This window comes from Christiangramia qingdaonensis (genome assembly GCF_048381525.1).
Lineage (GTDB): Bacteria > Bacteroidota > Bacteroidia > Flavobacteriales > Flavobacteriaceae > Christiangramia.
The window spans coordinates 836,236-852,920 of the sequence record NZ_JBLWIM010000012.1; the positions used below are offsets into that span (position 1 = coordinate 836,236).

At 40.0% G+C, this 16,685-nt stretch carries 12 protein-coding genes; 9 read left to right on the top strand and 3 right to left on the bottom strand.

Going from position 1 to position 16,685, the window contains the following annotated elements:
• Positions 1-63: 63 nt before the first annotated feature.
• Positions 64-1,038 (bottom strand): glycosylasparaginase, encoded by a 975-nt coding sequence (locus ACNI3T_RS08865; protein WP_418227878.1) that lies wholly within the window; start codon positions 1,036-1,038, stop codon positions 64-66.
• Positions 1,039-1,244: 206 nt separating this feature from the next.
• Between ACNI3T_RS08865 and ACNI3T_RS08870 the strand changes: the two genes are divergently transcribed.
• From ACNI3T_RS08870 to ACNI3T_RS08910, 9 genes are all read left to right on the top strand, one after another.
• Positions 1,245-2,726: a sodium/pantothenate symporter gene (locus ACNI3T_RS08870; protein ID WP_418227490.1), complete on the top strand. Its 1,482-nt coding sequence runs from the start codon at positions 1,245-1,247 to the stop codon at positions 2,724-2,726.
• Positions 2,723-4,240 carry a class I adenylate-forming enzyme family protein gene (locus ACNI3T_RS08875; RefSeq protein ID WP_418227491.1) on the top strand — a complete coding sequence of 506 codons (1,518 nt, stop codon included), beginning with the start codon at positions 2,723-2,725 and terminating at the stop codon, positions 4,238-4,240. Before ACNI3T_RS08870 ends, ACNI3T_RS08875 begins: the two co-directional genes overlap by 4 nt.
• The gene (locus ACNI3T_RS08880) at positions 4,218-5,144 is read left to right on the top strand and encodes an alpha/beta fold hydrolase (protein WP_418227492.1); all 927 of its coding nucleotides are present in this window, start codon (positions 4,218-4,220) and stop codon (positions 5,142-5,144) included. The genes ACNI3T_RS08875 and ACNI3T_RS08880 overlap by 23 nt, the downstream gene beginning before the upstream one ends.
• A complete protein-coding gene (locus tag ACNI3T_RS08885) occupies positions 5,144-6,580 on the top strand; it encodes a hypothetical protein (RefSeq protein WP_418227493.1) in 1,437 nt (478 codons plus the stop codon). Before ACNI3T_RS08880 ends, ACNI3T_RS08885 begins: the two co-directional genes overlap by 1 nt.
• 130 nt (positions 6,581-6,710) lie before the next feature.
• On the top strand, positions 6,711-9,188 hold the full coding sequence (locus ACNI3T_RS08890; protein WP_418227494.1) for a TonB-dependent receptor: 2,478 nt from the start codon (positions 6,711-6,713) through the stop codon (positions 9,186-9,188).
• A gap of 20 nt (positions 9,189-9,208) precedes the next feature.
• A complete protein-coding gene (locus ACNI3T_RS08895) occupies positions 9,209-10,000 on the top strand; it encodes an alpha/beta fold hydrolase (protein ID WP_418227495.1) in 792 nt (263 codons plus the stop codon).
• Positions 9,997-10,767, top strand: a complete 771-nt coding sequence (locus tag ACNI3T_RS08900) for a 3-hydroxybutyrate dehydrogenase (protein WP_418227496.1) — start codon at positions 9,997-9,999, stop codon at positions 10,765-10,767. The genes ACNI3T_RS08895 and ACNI3T_RS08900 overlap by 4 nt, the downstream gene beginning before the upstream one ends.
• Before the next feature lie 124 nt (positions 10,768-10,891).
• A complete protein-coding gene (locus ACNI3T_RS08905) occupies positions 10,892-12,118 on the top strand; it encodes a metallophosphoesterase (protein ID WP_418227497.1) in 1,227 nt (408 codons plus the stop codon).
• A gap of 71 nt (positions 12,119-12,189) precedes the next feature.
• Positions 12,190-12,486, top strand: a complete 297-nt coding sequence (locus ACNI3T_RS08910; RefSeq protein ID WP_141878856.1) for a thioredoxin family protein — start codon at positions 12,190-12,192, stop codon at positions 12,484-12,486.
• Here ACNI3T_RS08910 and ACNI3T_RS08915 read toward each other — a convergent pair.
• On the bottom strand, positions 12,458-13,117 hold the full coding sequence (locus ACNI3T_RS08915; protein ID WP_418227498.1) for a polysaccharide deacetylase family protein: 660 nt from the start codon (positions 13,115-13,117) through the stop codon (positions 12,458-12,460). The two genes, ACNI3T_RS08910 and ACNI3T_RS08915, sit on opposite strands and share 29 nt — an antisense overlap.
• 46 nt (positions 13,118-13,163) lie before the next feature.
• A complete protein-coding gene (locus ACNI3T_RS08920) occupies positions 13,164-16,472 on the bottom strand; it encodes a glycosyltransferase family 117 protein (RefSeq protein WP_418227499.1) in 3,309 nt (1,102 codons plus the stop codon).
• Positions 16,473-16,685 lie beyond the last annotated feature (213 nt).

A 16,685-nucleotide genomic window follows, 5' to 3' on the forward strand; every position in this document is an offset into this window, starting at 1 on the left:
TAATAAAATTCGTGATTAGCTCAAAATTACAAAGATTATATCGTTCCGCAGAAAGATATAAAACTAAGAATCCAAATAAGAAGGGCTCAGGTTGTCGCTGCTAATTCCTTCATGAAACTTAGCATAACTGAAGCCTTTATGGATACAGTAAGATCCAATTTCCCCGGCCTTGTTGAGTGCTACATAAGCGATCTGGAAATCCTTGTAATTAGGTGCCTTGCGAACGGTTCTCATGACCGCTTCCTTACAGGCATCCTGTGGAGATACTCCCTGTCGCATTAATTCCACGATCAGGAAACTCCCTACACTTTTCATAATTGCTTCGCCCATTCCGGTACCCACAGCTCCACCAATTTCGTTATCCAGGAAAAGACCTGCACCAATAATAGGAGAATCACCAACACGGCCATTCACTTTATAGGAAAGCCCGGAAGTTGTACAGGCTCCGGCGATATCACCCTTGTCGTCCATACATAGCATCCCGATGGTATCATGATTTTCAATATTTATAATAGGTCTGTACTCCTTGTGTTCCAGCCAGTCTTTCCAGGCTTTTTCAGAGCTTTCGGTAAGTAGGTTCTTCTTTTTAAACCCTTGCTGAATGGCAAATTGTAAGGCACCTTCACCGGCTAGCATGACATGCGGAGTTTCTTCCATCACTTTCCTGGCAACCTGCACCGGGTGTGCGATCTCCTTCAGGTAAACCACTGCGCCGGCGTCTCCATCTGGTGACATGATGCAGGCGTCTAAAGTAACATTGCCGTCCCGGTCTGGTGCTCCGCCATCACCAACCGTGGTATTCTTTAAATTTGCTTCTTCTACCATCACTCCCTGCTCCACAGCATCTAATGCGCTGGATCCATTTTCCAGCATTGCCCCAGCTTTTTTGGTTGCGTTTTGAAAATTCCAGGTTGCGACCGCAACAGGTTTTGGCTTGATGTTCATAGGTTCTAATATATTTTGAGGCAACAAGCTGGAACTTACACTAAGTGCTCCTACGCTGATTCCGGTTTTCTGAAGAAATTGTCGACGTTTCATCATAAATGAATTAATGCTGCCCTAAATGTATCAAAAAGCCTGATCAAAACCTTTATTATAGAAGTCGCACTTTGATGAAGTCCTTATCAGTAATGGCTTATGAGTAAAATTCTTTTATTGTGACTTAAGTCTTACTTTTTATTTCATAAATTCATGTTAATCTGTTCATGTAGAATCCTACATTCACATTTTGTAATCAATTATATATGTTCGCTTCAGAAACCTGGTCACTTTACGTCACTATTCTTCTAGTTGTCTATGCTCTAATCATCCTCTTCTTCGTGATAAGAGGAAATCTGAAGACCAAGAATATGGATGACTTTGCAATTGGAAGTAATGGCTTTCCCGCATGGGCTGTGGGCCTAAGTCTTGCTGCTTCCATGACCAGTGCTGCAACGTTCATAATTAATCCTGGTTTTATAGCTTTATATGGTTTCTCCGGGATTATATCTTTTGGAATTGTAATGCCCGTTGCAATTTTCACTTCTCTAATATTCTTTACCAAAGCATTTCAAAAACATGGTTCTACTGTCAAAGCCTTAACCATGGCACAATGGATAGGTAAGCGTTATGATTCCAAAGCACTCACAATTTTCTTTGCAATACTGTCTTTATTATTGATCACATTTATTGTACTCATTTGCGTGGGACTTACCCAGATCATTTCAAAATCCTTAAACCTTGAGCCTTTCTATGTTCTAATGGGGTTGATCACCTTTGTCTTTGGATATACCATGTTTGGTGGAGCTAATTCCATGGTGTATACCAATACCGTACAGGCGATTATCATGTTTGTGGTAGCAGTGATCCTGTTAGCTTCAGGATCAGAGTATTTTTCTAATGGTTTCGAAGGGTTTAACAGTCTGCTAAGTGAGATCGATCCTAATTTGACGAAAACCACAAACCCTGAAAGTTTTCTTTTCCGGGATTATTTTGAGATCATCGTCTGTCAGATCATCATTGGGATCGCCATCGTTTGTCAGCCACATATAATTACAAAGACATTATTTCTTAGAAGTGAGAAGTCCATCAATCAATATCTTACAGTAGCAATTGGTTGTATGAGTATCTTCTTCCTGGTAGTAGTGGTTGGTCTTTATGCAAGACTCACTTTTCCAGATCTAAGCCTTGATGGAACTGCCTTGAAGATGGACGAATTGGTTTCGGCTTATGTAGTGAAAACTTTTACAGCGGGAATCGGAGTAATAATCGTTGCTGGTTTGATTTCAGCGGGGCTATCTACTTTAGAAGCATTGATACAGTCCCTTTCGACCACAATCACGACAGATCTAATAGCACCATTAAGTAAAAAGGAGATTTTTAATCAAGTAGGATTAAATAAAATTGTGATCATTATACTGGCAATCGTGAGCTTCTTTCTAAGTTATGACCAGATCTTAGATCCAAATGTAAGTGTAGCGATTTTTGCTCAGAATGGGGTCTATGCCTATTTCGCTGCTGCCTTCGTGCCGGTGCTTTTTGGGATCTATTTCAAGAAAGTTAGCAAGAATGCTGTATTCATCGCAAGTTTTTCAGCAGTAGCACTTCATTTTATTATTTACTACGGAAGAATTACCCCGTATATGCAGGAGCCGGTGAACAACCCGGGAGTTTCAGTAGCAATCGCTGTTGTCGCATCTTTTATTATTGGTAATTCTCTATATTTAATTAGTAGAAAGAAAACATGAATTATTTTGATTGGATAGGAAAATGGTCTGTCTATACTCCAGATAAGAAAGCGGTAGCATCTGTAGACACGGGTACAGCTTATACTTACAGGGAGCTGAATGATCTTTCGGTTCAGCTCGAGAATCACTTGAGAACTGAATATTCTATCGAAAAAGAAGATAGAATTGCAGTGCTTGCTTCACATTGCCCAGAATACCTCATACTATTTATTGCTGCTCAAAGATTGGGAGCAATACTTGTTCCGCTTAATTACAGAGCTTCAGTTTCAGAACTCGAATACTGCATTAAGGACGTGGAACCATCGCTGGTCATTTTTGAAAAGGCATATCAGCCGAAAACAGTTCAACTAAGAGAAAAAGTCTATTTCAATCAGGTCGAAATAAGCCAAATCTTCGAAGCGGCATCCAGAGAAAATTCAGAAGTAATACCTGCTGAAATTGAACCCGAGCAACCGATCTTTATCTTTTATACTTCAGGAACAACCGGAAAACCAAAAGGTGTTTTGTATACCAACCGAATGCTCTTCTGGAATAGTTTAAATACTTCGGTACAATTAGAGATCACTTCCGCAGATTTTACACTGAATGCGTTACCGCCTTATCATACTTCCGGTTGGAATGTATTGCTGTTACCAATGTTGCATCGCGGTGCAAGGGTAGATTTTCTGAAAGCTTTTAAGCCTAAAAAAGTGCTGGATTATATTCAGAATAATTCCATAAGTCTGTTTCTTGCTATTCCCACCATGCTTAGAATGATGGTTATACACCAGGCTTTTCAGCATTTTAAAGCACCAGAGCTAAAATATATTGTGGTAGGAGGAGAAGATCTCTCCATTTCAATTATTGATAAATGGGCAGAAAAAGGAATTCTTTTACGGCAGGGCTACGGACTTACCGAAGCGGGGCCTTGTATCACCTCCCTGCATCATCATGATGCTCTATGGAAAAAAGGTTCGATTGGGAAACCAAATTTTTACGTGGACTATAAAATTATAAATGATGAAGATCGGGAAGTGCTGGCTGGTGAAGCCGGAGAGCTATATCTGCGTGGAAATATTGTTACTCCCGGCTACTGGAACAATTCAGCTTATACACTTGAAAAAATAAAAGATGGCTGGTTTCAAACCGGTGATATTGTAAGAATAGATTCCGAAGGTTTTCTATATATGGTGGGAAGAAAGAACCAGATGTTTATCTCGGGAGGAGAGAATATTTATCCTTTGGAGATCGAAAATGTATTGCTGAAGAAGAATCTCGTTAAAGAGGCGGCAGTTATAGGTGTTGAAGATGAAAACTGGGGGGAAGCTGGAGTAGCTTTTCTGGTTGGAAATATTCAGAATTTAAACGAAGAAGAACTGCAGGAAAAGCTTAAAGACTATCTAGCATCTTACAAGATTCCGAGGCATATTGTATTTCTCAATTCCTTACCTAAGTCCGGGATCGGGAAAATTGACCGTAAACAATTAAAGAAAATGTATAAGTTTCTACAAGATGAAAAAAAGAATATTATTTAGTCTGTTTAGTATTGTTCTCAGCTCCTTAAGTGCACAGCAAACTATTAGTGAATTAGCAACCTACGAACTTCCAGTGAAAACTATCAAAATCAATCAGGAAACAATTGCCTATGCCGACGAAGGTAATGGAGACAAAACTCTAGTTTTCGTTCATGGTTTGTCCAGTAATCTGGATTCGTGGAAGAAGAACCTTCAGGGGCTAACCAGAGATTATCGCTGCATAGCAATAGATCTACCGGGATATGGTAAATCTTCCCGTAGCAAAACTGATTATAGCTTAGCTGAATATGCTAAGGTTCTAAATGATCTGGTTGATAAGATGGAATTATCGAATGTTGTGCTTATTGGTCATTCCATGGGCGGGCAGATCGCGATGCATTCAGTATTGGAATATCCACAGACTTATGAAAAATTGATACTTATCGCACCAGCCGGAATAGAAACTTTTACCGAGCAGGAGGCTGCAGTTATGAAATCTGCATATACACCAGCGATGGTTGTAAATACTTCAGATGAGCAGATTCTGGCAAATTATAAGCTTAATTTTTACAGTTTTCCTGATGAAGCTCAATCTATGGTAGATGATAGGATCGCCATGAAAGAGGCAGAAGATTTTCCTGATTATGCTGAAACAGTAGTCAATAACATTCATGCAATGCTGGAAGAGCCGGTGATCGATGAGATTCAAAACATTAAGATTCCTGTGCTAATGATCTTCGGAAAGGATGATATGCTCATTCCAAACAAATATTTTCATCCTTCAGAAAGTATAGAAGGTTTGATAGAAACTTCCGAAGAAAAATTCCAGCATCTGGAAGTTGAGGTGATCGATGAAGCGGGACATTTTGTGAATTTTGAAAAAGCTGAAGCTGTTAACGCACAAATAAAGATTTTTCTTGATTAATGAAGTCTAAGCTTAAAATATTCACTGACTTTTCTGAAGGGGTATTACCTCATGAAGCTTCTTTTCTTCAGAAGGCGAACAGGATACGGGATGATGAGAAAGAGGAAATTTTAAATAAAGTATGTAGGAATGCTGAACGCTTTTTTACTTCAGAAGAATTTAATGAAGAGATTGATAAACGCAAATATGCTTATATCAAAAAGTGGATAGCACATAAACTCGAGAGAGCCGATGTCGATGCACATCTCGAATACCTAAGTTTTATAGAAAAACAGGTATTAACAGATACTATTACTTCTGCGGAAGAAAAGGAACTGCTGGAGAATATCAAAGTGTACGATCAAACTTCGTTCTATTTCCAGAAATTCTATGAACTGGTTCGAGAATACCAGGACTATTTACTAGTAAGATTCAGATATCAGGATTGTGTGCTTACTGAAGCCTTTTTAAAACAAAATCTGGAAGCGTATCAACATTCCCTGGCTGTAAAAGATGAGATTTTTCATGCAACCAAGGATCTAACCCGGCAATACACCTCACAAAAGATCAATACAAAGCATTGGGAGTCCAGATTACTGGAGTATCTCTATGATGATAAGCTAGATGGTCGCAATAAATATCATGCCTTTATCAGGCTGGTTTTTCTCTATTTTAATTACAAGGAATATGAGAAAGCACGCAAGGTTTTCGATTATATCGATGATTGCTTTAAACATGGATTGATGTATTCCAGGCGTGTGCTTTTTAATTATTATGCAAACCGGGTGATCCTGCATTCGAATTTAAAGGATTTGGATCAGGCTGAGTATTATGCCCATCTGTCGGTGAAACAGGATAATAGTGACAAGCTGTTTTATCTGAATAATCTCATTGCGATCCTGCTTAAAAAAAATAAGGACAAGGAAGCGCTGGATCTACTGACTGAAAATTATAAACTTTTTAAAAGTTCCTTTAACCATCATCAAAAACTTGGATTCGCCACACATTACGTTCGTACCCTGGTGAGGAATAAACGGTTGAATATTGCAGAAACCTTTGCGGGTAACTTCCTGTATGAGAATCGCAAGCACGTTTTTGAACATCGTTGGGGCAGATTTTTCTCAAACTACCTAATGTTGCTAACTACGGCAGAGAAGCCTGCTGAAGTGATCAAGATCACCAAAAAGTATAATCTTCTTGAGCGTGAAACAGAGGAAATGGGTCGGGAAAATCTTGTACCCAAGATTCACTGGTACTATTATCTGGCTAACTACCTCAATGGTCAGTATTCTGAGGATAAATTATTCGAAAGGCTGGTGGAAAGCATTGAGGCTTCAAATCTCAATACAGAAGGATTAGAAAGGCTAAATGATTTTATAGATCGACTGGCTTTTTCTCTTCCCGGGTTCTTTTCAAATCTAAAGTCGCACTTTGAGGAGAAGTCCCTTAATTACTAAGATTCTGCTATATTTTAGTAAAGGTGTTGGCTAGAATTTTTTGCGGTCATACTTCACAATCTTGACTCTGCCCACCCAGTACCGCATACTCTTGTTAATTTCGTCTTAAAACAATCAAAAACTATCTTTTATGAAGATCAGACTTTTCACCATTATGAGCATGCTATTCGGCGTTTTTGCATACGCTCAAACGGGAAGTATTAGCGGGACAGTTACAGATGCCGCTACCGGGGAACCATTACTGGGAACCAATATTGTAGTAAGAGGAACCAACACCGGTGCTACTACCAACGAGAATGGAAATTATAAACTGGATCTTGAGCCAGATGATTATACCATTGAGGTTTTCTTTATGGGTTACGAAACTCTTACCCGGGATATTACGATTGCTGATGGGCAGAACATGACCATGGATTTTAGTTTAAATCCATCATCCTCAGTAATGGATGAAGTTGTGATTTCAGCAAATAGAAGACCACAGAAGATCACTAAAGCACCGGCTACGGTCAATGTGATCTCTGCAAAGCAGATTGCCGACTTTCCTGGTCCCAATCCGGGTGAATTAGCCGCCAGACAAAAAGGAGTGGATTTTATTAGAACAGGAGTGCAGGGAACCGGAATCAATATTCGCGGATTCAATTCGGCTTTCAACTCTAAAAACCTTCAGGTAGAAGATGGTAGAATTTCTTCGCTGGTAGCTACAGGTTTGCCACTGGGCTCGTTTACGACGATCACTAAGGAAGATATTGAAAGAGTCGAGATCATTTTGGGCCCTAACGCGGCTCTTTATGGTCCTAATGCGCATAACGGACTCGTAAATACACTAACCAAAGACCCAAGAACTTCTGAAGGTCTGGACCTTGTGGTTGGAGCTGGTAACCAGAAGCAGTTCACAGTTCGTGGGCGCTATGCCATGGAGGTGAGCGATAAATTTGCTTTTAAAGTCTGGGCAGAAAGAACTCAGGGAGAGGAATTTGATTATGTAGATTCAGTTTATGTGGGAACTACAGCATACAATGAATTAGATCTGGACAGAGACTTTTCTACAACAAAATATGGTGCGGCTACTTATTTCAGTCTTAATGAAACCAGTGATTTGATCGCTTCTTACGGGCACAGTAATAACTCAAACCTTGGAGTTACGAATGCTGGTAGAAACCAGATTAAGGACTGGTCTATAGATTATTTACAGTTAAAATATGTTTCTCCACATTTCTACGGAAACTTATATCACACTTGGAGTAAAACTGAAGATACCTACGCGATCAACCAGCGTACACAAAACTATGTTTCTTTTATCAATAATGGATTTACAGATGAGGAAGCCAGAGCAAGATCATTTACTGAGCAGTGGTTCCCGATTGAAGGAGCTCCAAATGGCGGAATTAGCCTTCCAAGAGGATCTGTGTTCGAGGATGCTTCTACAAGGTTGAATGCAGAAGCGCAGTATAATAATAACTTCGGAAACCTAACTTACGTAGTTGGTGCTCAATACCAGAAAGATAATGCCGATTCTAATGGTACTTATCTTTTAGATGAAGAAGGAACCATTGAAATTGACCAGGTTGGCGTTTACGGCCAGTTGGAATATAGTTTTGAGAATGCAGGAGTGGATCTTTTATTCGTAGGTAGATATGATGATCATGAACTATATGGAGGAAACTTTATTCCGAAAGCAGCGATCGTAAAGAACTTTGACTTTGGTAGTTTCAGGCTAACTTATGGAAAAGGTATTGCAGCTCCATCGATATTAAACCTTAGCGGAAACCTTTTTGGGGGTCTTGTGCTGGGTAATGGAGAAGGTTTCACGTTACAGGATGGCACAGAAATTCCTGAGCTAAAAGTTGAAACTATAAAATCCTGGGAAATTGGATATAAAGGAAAATTGTTTGGAGAAAAGACATTTTTCGAAGCGAATGCATACTACAATAAATCTGAAGATTTCTTAAGTCCGCTTATCAACATTTCAGCGACTTCTCCGGTTGCGACCAGGGGAGAGACTCCAATTGGAGATGTGATCGCAGGTTCAGATGGTTCTTTTGTACTTACGTACCTCAACTTCGGACAAGTGGATACTTATGGTGCAGATCTTGGGATCAACTACTTCCTAAATGATAAAAACCGACTCTCCTTCAACTACTCATATTTTGGATATGAACTGGATGAGAATGATCCGGCGAACGATGCAAACAGAGATGGACAGGTACTGGAGACAGATCTTCCAATCAATACTCCAGAAAATAAATTTGGGATTGGATATTACTATACCGGAGCTAAATTCTTTGGATCTCTATATAGCCGTTATGTACAGGAATATGACTTCTTTTCAGGGATCAATATCGCTGCTGAAACTCAGGACCTGAATGGTGATGGAGTAAATGACGTGATCGAAAATGCGAGAAACGGTAGAACCTGGAATTATGGTCCACTAGGAGGATTCTTTAATATGGATCTTAACGCTGGTTACCACGTGAACGATAACTGGACCGTTGGAGTTTCTGTAACCAATCTTTTTGATTCTGAAGTAAGACAATTTGTGGCTTCTCCGGAAATTGGAAGACTGTTTATGGTAGAGCTGAAATATCACCTGCCAATAGGAAAGAATTAAGATTAAATCCTGTATAACAGATGATCTGTAAAGCAGAATTAGAAAATGGGATTAGCCTTGAATATCTTGATCGGGGAGAAGGAGAAGTAATTCTTCTTCTTCACGGATTGGGATCTACAAAGGCAGATTGGGATCTTCAGAAGGAATTGTTTTCAGAAGAATTTAGGATCATAGCGCCAGATCTTCGGGGACACGGGAACTCTTCAAAACCTAAGCTAAAAGAGGATTACGGAGTTCAAAAGTGTGCAGAAGACATGAAGCTGTTGTTGGATAAATTGAAGATAGCAGATTGCATCGTAGTAGGTTTTTCAATGGGTGGCGCGATCGCATTTGAGATGGCTACCAGGTTCAGTGAAAGAATCTCGAAAATGGTCATTGTGAATACCGCGCCAGATTTTAATGCGCTAGGAGAGATGGGAGAGCAAATGGTCGCAGAACGAACTGAAATGTTGAGGTCCCAGGGGATGGATGCCATGGCAAAAAAAGTAGCTGAAGGAATGTTTCCTGAAAAGGATCAGGAAGATCTGAGAACAGCTTTTTATTCGAGAGCAAAAGAGAACGATCTGGAGGCTTATTACAATTCTTTTATCACACTTATGGAGTGGGGAATTGGAGATAAGATTAAAACTATAAAGACACCAACTCTGGTAGTTGCATCAGAACTGGATTATACACCGGTGACTTTAAAGCAATCTTACACTTCAGAAATGATAAATGCAAAATTGGAAGTAATTAATGATTCCAGGCATGGCGTAACCATGGATCAGCCAGAAAAATTTAATAAAGCACTTCTAAAATTTTTTAGATCATGAACAGAGTAGCTTTGATAACCGGAAGTACCAGTGGAATTGGTAAGTCTATTGCGATTGCATTTGCTGATGCCGGATACGATATTATGTTTCATGGACTGGAAAAGAATGGCGCAGAGATCGCCAGTAAAATTCGTGAAAAACATTCAGTACGAACAAATTTTTCCAATGCTAACCTGAAGGATCAGGAGGCTATTAAAGAACTTATTGCAACAACAATAAATGAATTTGGAAAGATCGATATACTCGTAAATAATGCCGGAATTCAATATGTCTCCAAAGTAGAAGAATTTCCACTGGATAAATGGAATGATATCATAGCCATCAACCTGAGTTCTGTTTTTGTTGCTTCCAGAGCCGTCTGGCCTTCTATGAAAAGTAATGGATTTGGCAGGATCATCAATATTTCCTCTGTACACGGCATCCGGGCTTCAGAATATAAGTCGGCTTATGTATCTGCAAAACACGGAGTCATAGGTTTAACGAAAGTACTGGGTCTGGAAGGTGCAGGTTATAACATTACCTGTAATGCTATTTGCCCTGGTTATGTAAAAACTCCTTTGGTGGAAGGACAGATCCAGGACCAGGCGAAAGCTCATGGTCTTACCGAAGATGAGGTAGTAAAACAGGTGATGCTTAAGAAGCAGGCCGTCAAAGAATTCATCCCGGAAAGAAAGATCGCAGAATTAGCTCTTTTCTTAGCGAAGGAAGATGCTTCAGCAATTACAGGATCAGCCTACGTGTTGGACGGCGGCTGGAGCGCACAGTAAATTTAATAGTTTGTTGGACAGAGGTAGGATATTTATTTATTCTGCCTTTGTCTTTATTAGTTAAAATGAACTAAAAATCTGTGGCAACCGCAGGATTCCCAATATCTTCGCAAAAAACTACTTAATGCGCTGGTTGATTCTTGCCGTTATCTACATCATCGTAGATCTTTACGCTTTTCAGGCTTTACGGGTATTTTCAAAGAATGTTTGGGTAACCTCGTTCTATTTCCTGATTTCGATCATCGTAATTGCTAATCTTTTCTATCAATTTAATCAGCCCAATCCTAATGATGGTTTTGGAGGTGGTAGAGGCTACGCGATAGGTGTTTTTCTTGCATTCTTTGTAGCGAAAATTGTACTTGCTTTAGTTCTGCTAGGGGAGGATTTTCTAAGGCTTCCATTTGCAGGTCTTCAAAAATTATTCGGCTCTTCGGAAAGTTTTTCTATTCCATCAAGAAGAAAATTTATAAGTACCGTTGCCTTGGGTCTTGCTGCAATTCCATTTGCTGGTTTGTTATACGGAATGGTAAAAGGTCGGTACAACTTCAGGGTGTTGCGATATACACTTTATTTCGATGACCTTCCCGAGGCTTTTGATGGTTATACCATCAGCCAGATTAGTGATGTGCATAGTGGAAGTTTCGATAATAAAGAAAAGATACAGTATGGGGTTGATCTCTTAAAAGACCAGGAAAGTGATCTGGTGGTTTTTACCGGAGACCTTGTGAATAATAAAGCTTCGGAAATGGAGAACTGGAAAGATATATTCTCGCAGGTAAATGCCAGGGACGGTGTATATTCTATCCTCGGAAATCATGATTATGGGGATTATACGCAGTGGGAAAGTCCGGAAGCAAAAAAGCAGAATTTACAACGCCTGAAGGATACTCATGCAGAAATGGGCTGGAAGCTAATGCTGAATGAACACAGTCTTATTGAGAGAAACGGAGAAAAGATAGCGCTGGTGGGAGTAGAGAATTGGGGAATTGGCGGCTTTAAAAAGGCCGGTGATCTTCAAAAAGCCGGAAACGGACTCTCCAGTAAAGATTTTAAAGTACTACTTAGCCACGATCCTTCTCACTGGGAAGAAGAGGTTAAAAAAGATGAAAAACATTATCATTTGACGCTTAGCGGCCATACACATGGGATGCAATTTGGAATTGAGATTCCGGGTTGGTTAAAATGGAGCCCTGTGCAGTATCGTTATAAGCACTGGGCTGGAATTTACGAGGAAGCAGGACGCTATATTAATGTAAATAGAGGCTTCGGATTTCTGGCATATCCTGGTAGAATAGGAATATGGCCCGAAATTAGCGTCATCGAACTGAAAAAAGGACCTAAACCAGCTTAATACAAAGAATTTCCTATATTTGATTATAGCTGGCGAACACGGTAAATAACCGAATAAATAAATACTGAATTATGTCAAAATTTGGTGAACTAGTAGATCTGAACATTCCGGTACTTCTGGATTTTTATGCTGAATGGAGCGAAGCTTCCGAAGCTATGCACCCGGTATTACGTGATGTCGCGGCCGCCTTAGGTGATAAAGCCAAGGTTATAAAGATCGATGTAGACAAGAACTCACAGCTTGCTGAAGCCTTGAGAGTAAAGGGTTTGCCAACGCTTATGATCTACAGGGATGGTGAAATGAAATGGCGCCAAAGCGGTGAGCAGAATGCAAATACGCTTATTGGTCTTTTAAAGGAGCATCAGTAAGACTTTTGAAAGCAATGCCTTTCTCAGCATAGTAACTCATCACTCTGGGTAATACTTCCCTGAGTTTTTTAAATGCCTTTTCTGAATCATGGAAGACGATCGTACTTCCAGCGGCAGCATTTTTTATGACATTCCGGTAGCACGTTTCTGCTGAAATATTGAGGTCATAATCACCACTTATTACATCCCACATCACTATTTTATAATCTTGTTCCACAAGTTCACGCGCCTGAGCGTTCATGATCTTGCCATAAGGCGGTCTAAAAAATTTTGTCTCTGGAAAAAATTTGTTAGTAGTAAATACTTGCTGAGTTTTCTGGGTATTCGCGATATAAGCAGCTTTGCAGGTTTTCCAGCCGTTTAGATGATTGTACGTGTGATTTCCTACCGTGTGTTTTTTCTCTAAAATACTTCGGAAGATTTCCGGGTGCTTTTCAACATTCTCCCCAATACAAAAGAAGGTAGCTTTAGCAGAATAGTCTTCGAGCAAATCCAGTACCCATGGCGTGATCTCTGGGATTGGGCCGTCATCGAAGGTTAAAAAGATAGCATTATTATCCTCTATCCTGGAAATGCGTTTTGGATAAAGAAGTTTCAGGACTGAAGGATATTTAGGTAGGAATATACTCATCGATATTCAAAAATAAAAAACCCGGCGCAATTGGCCGGGTTTAATTTTATTGCTGATCACTTTGCAGCGAAACCGAATCGTCCGGTTGCTCTATGGGAGTTGCGCCATCCAGCGCTTCCAGTATCTCCTGTTGCGGTGATTTTGCTTCAGCATCTATTTCTTCATCCTCACGGTAGAAATGCCTGAACTTTTTTAGATAGGTATTGAATTCTTCGGCTTTTTCTCTGGCTGTCTCGCGATCCTCATAAACCATCATAATGTCAACCAGACCGCGGTAACGTTCCATATCTGTAATGATCTCATCTGCATATCTGTATTGACGTTCTACTTCCCAGTTACTATAGAATTCCAGGTTCTCCTGATATTTCTTAGTCACTTTTTCCCAGATCTCACGGGCTTTCTGAGGTTTATTAACTTCGTAATAACCGGTAATAAATGGTTCTAGTAACGTGTAATATTCATAATGCTCTACCGGCATATGTTCCATTCCCAGGTCAAGGATCTCTTCAGCATGTATAGTATCGCCTTCATTAAGGAGGTTTTCTGTCAGTCTTGCCAGGTTGCTTCTATAGGTAATAGAGTTTTTGCGGGTTTCAGGATCATGATAAATTTCTGAAGATCCCATATTTCCCCAATTCCAGTTCTTCACGATATTGTACATCTTCTCGGTATTCACGCGACCCATATCGAATGGATTTCGGGGATCAAGAGGAGTTTGAATAGGAACCAGTTTATAAGTGACTCCTTCCAACTGAAGATAATCTTTCATCCATAGGTAATCATCATCACCAAAACTTCCGCCGGTAAAATATATAGGGCGTTTCCAATCATTATTGGCAATGATATCGAGCATCAACAACCTGTTCTTGTAAAGCACCTGATCACCAATCTCAATATCTATATGATCAACGATCTCATCTGCTTCAGAACGGTCTACGATATTATTGTCCAGTACATTCTGTTTATCCACTGGGATTCGGACATATTTAGAAGGGAAGGTGTTGATCATGGATCCGCTTTGTAATTCGGCCATAGTTCTTGGGTCTTCATTCTGAATATAATTCATCCAGGTTTTGATACCAATAGTATCCTGAGTTACTTCGCGCAGGAAGATAGCATCGTTCTTTCCATTGTACCAGTCCTGTGGTAATTGCGACGGGATCGCATCACTATCAAAAGCTTTTCGCTTCATCTGATCAATATACCAGTCGGTTGCCAGTAAACTTGTATTGATTACGCGAACATCGGTACGGTATTTTTCAATTTGCTGTACATACCAGAGTGCAAAAGTATCATTATCACCAATAGTAAATATAATGGCGTTCTCATCGATGGAATCCAGGTACATCCGGGCCATGGTAAGCGCCGTGTCTCTGCCGGAGCGATCATGATCATCCCAGTTTTCCGAAGCAAGCAGCGTTGGTACAGCAAGTAAACTTGCGATCACCACTACCGGAGCCAGAATTTTAGGACCAATCTTTCCTTTAAGTTTATCGAAGATGGCATAGACTCCAAAGCCTATCCAGATAGCAAAAACATAGAAGGATCCAACAAGTGCATAGTCTCGTTCTCTGGGTTCAAAAGGCCTTTCATTCAGATAAACTTTAAGAGCAATCCCGGTAAAAAGGAAAAATACCATAAGCACCCAAAAATTCTTTTGATCTCTTTTCATCTGAAAAATGAGTCCGATTAGTCCGAGTAAAAGCGGTAGGAAATAATAGGTATTTCGAGCTTTATTATTTTTTACATCTGAAGGTAAATTCTCTTGCGAACCAATATGCCATTCATCAATAAAATCGATTCCGCTGATCCAGTTTCCATGCAGATCACCAAATTTTCCCTGGATATCATCCTGTCTTCCGGTGAAGTTCCACATAAAATAACGCCAATACATATAGCCAACCTGATACTCCAGGAAGTAGCTGATGTTAGACGAGAATGAAGGTTTTTCTACATTAATGTAATCGCTAAACTGTCTTAAGAAATTATGGTAGTCTTCCATATCCCTTTCACCACGGGAAAACTGAGAGCGAAATTCATTAATAGCACTTATAAGTCTTTCTTCACTTTGGAATTCTGGTTTGATCGTGAATTCCAGAGGACCGGTAAATTCCATGTAATTGGTAGCATGCTCGGTACTCCACATTCTTGGCAGCACAGCCTTATGATCATCGTCCAGGTTCTGGCGTGCGTTCTTATATTCATTAACGATCACATACTTTCCAAGTTCCTCGTCTTTTTCATATTGAGGTTTTCCATCACGATAAGGATTATCCTCATCAAGTCCGGAATACATCTCAGACCACTGAGGGCCATAAAATAAATGAGTTTCCCCATATTGTTCACGATTATAATAGGCGAGTAGCTCACGTGCATTGTCGGGACTATTTTCATTGATCACGGTTGGCGCATTACTACGTACCGGTAGCATTACCCAGCTGGAGAAACCAATTAAAACGAATAATACACAAAGCAGGAGTGTGTTGTACTGATAAAGCTTACGCTTGCGTGTTAGATTGATCAGGAAATAGAATACGGCGATGATCGCAAGTAGAGCGATAACCGTTCCCGTATTAAATGGCATTCCCAGGGAATTAGTAAAGAACAATTCTGAAGCAGAAAAGAAGGTAAGCGTATAAGGCAATAACAGTTTGAAAATAAACATAAGAACAGCGACCACGACCACGTTGGCGATGATAAAGTTCTTGACGGTAACCTTCCTGTAGTTTTTAAAGAAATAAAGGAATCCGATAGCCGGTAGTGTTAGCAAACCCATAAAGTGAACCCCGAATGAGAGTCCGATGACCAGGGAGATCAATATGATCCAGCGATTTCCACGCGGAGTAAACATATCCCGTTCCCAGAGTAGTCCTAAATAGAACATAACCGACATAAAACAGGCGGCCATGGCGTACACTTCGGCTTCCACGGCATTAAACCAGAAGCTGTCGGTAAAAGTAAATGCAAGTGAACCAACAAGGGCACTACCCAGAACGGCTATTTTCTTAGCATTGGTAAGAGTTTCTCGCGGTCCGGCGATCTTTAAAACCAGTAAGCTGATAGACCAGAACATGAACATGATGGCTACGGCACTGGCAAACCCAGACATAAAATTGATCATTAGGGCGACCTGAGTATTGTCTGCCGCAAAAGTGGCAAAAAACGCACCCATCATTTGATAGAAAGGAGCTCCTGGTGGGTGACCAACTTCCAGGTTGGCAGAGGTAGCAATATATTCACCGGCATCCCAGAAACTTGCCGTTGGTTCCAGAGTAAGTGTATAGGTGGTGAGGGCAATAAGAAATACCAGCCATCCCAGGATCTTATTCCACTTACTAAAGTTGAAATCTGTCATAAATACTCTTGTAATTCTACTGAAGTGGCGAATTTAATAATAATATGCTGAATGCTTTACAAACGCAATGGAAAAGCGAATATTTTGGAAGTGTCTGGAAATGAACAGAAAAAATATGCTTTCAGAAAAAAATTGAAATTTTAATGAAAATCTTTTTGAAAAAGTTTGCGCGATAGAAACTTTGTCTTAAATTTGCATCCGCATTTAAGCATT

Coding starts and splice junctions, on each gene's coding strand:
- ACNI3T_RS08865 (WP_418227878.1), bottom strand. CDS start 1,038: ATGAAACGTCGACAATTTCTTCAGAAAACCGGAATCAGCGTAGGAGCA.
- ACNI3T_RS08870 (WP_418227490.1), top strand. CDS start 1,245: ATGTTCGCTTCAGAAACCTGGTCACTTTACGTCACTATTCTTCTAGTT.
- ACNI3T_RS08875 (WP_418227491.1), top strand. CDS start 2,723: ATGAATTATTTTGATTGGATAGGAAAATGGTCTGTCTATACTCCAGAT.
- ACNI3T_RS08880 (WP_418227492.1), top strand. CDS start 4,218: ATGAAAAAAAGAATATTATTTAGTCTGTTTAGTATTGTTCTCAGCTCC.
- ACNI3T_RS08885 (WP_418227493.1), top strand. CDS start 5,144: ATGAAGTCTAAGCTTAAAATATTCACTGACTTTTCTGAAGGGGTATTA.
- ACNI3T_RS08890 (WP_418227494.1), top strand. CDS start 6,711: ATGAAGATCAGACTTTTCACCATTATGAGCATGCTATTCGGCGTTTTT.
- ACNI3T_RS08895 (WP_418227495.1), top strand. CDS start 9,209: ATGATCTGTAAAGCAGAATTAGAAAATGGGATTAGCCTTGAATATCTT.
- ACNI3T_RS08900 (WP_418227496.1), top strand. CDS start 9,997: ATGAACAGAGTAGCTTTGATAACCGGAAGTACCAGTGGAATTGGTAAG.
- ACNI3T_RS08905 (WP_418227497.1), top strand. CDS start 10,892: ATGCGCTGGTTGATTCTTGCCGTTATCTACATCATCGTAGATCTTTAC.
- ACNI3T_RS08910 (WP_141878856.1), top strand. CDS start 12,190: ATGTCAAAATTTGGTGAACTAGTAGATCTGAACATTCCGGTACTTCTG.
- ACNI3T_RS08915 (WP_418227498.1), bottom strand. CDS start 13,117: ATGAGTATATTCCTACCTAAATATCCTTCAGTCCTGAAACTTCTTTAT.
- ACNI3T_RS08920 (WP_418227499.1), bottom strand. CDS start 16,472: ATGACAGATTTCAACTTTAGTAAGTGGAATAAGATCCTGGGATGGCTG.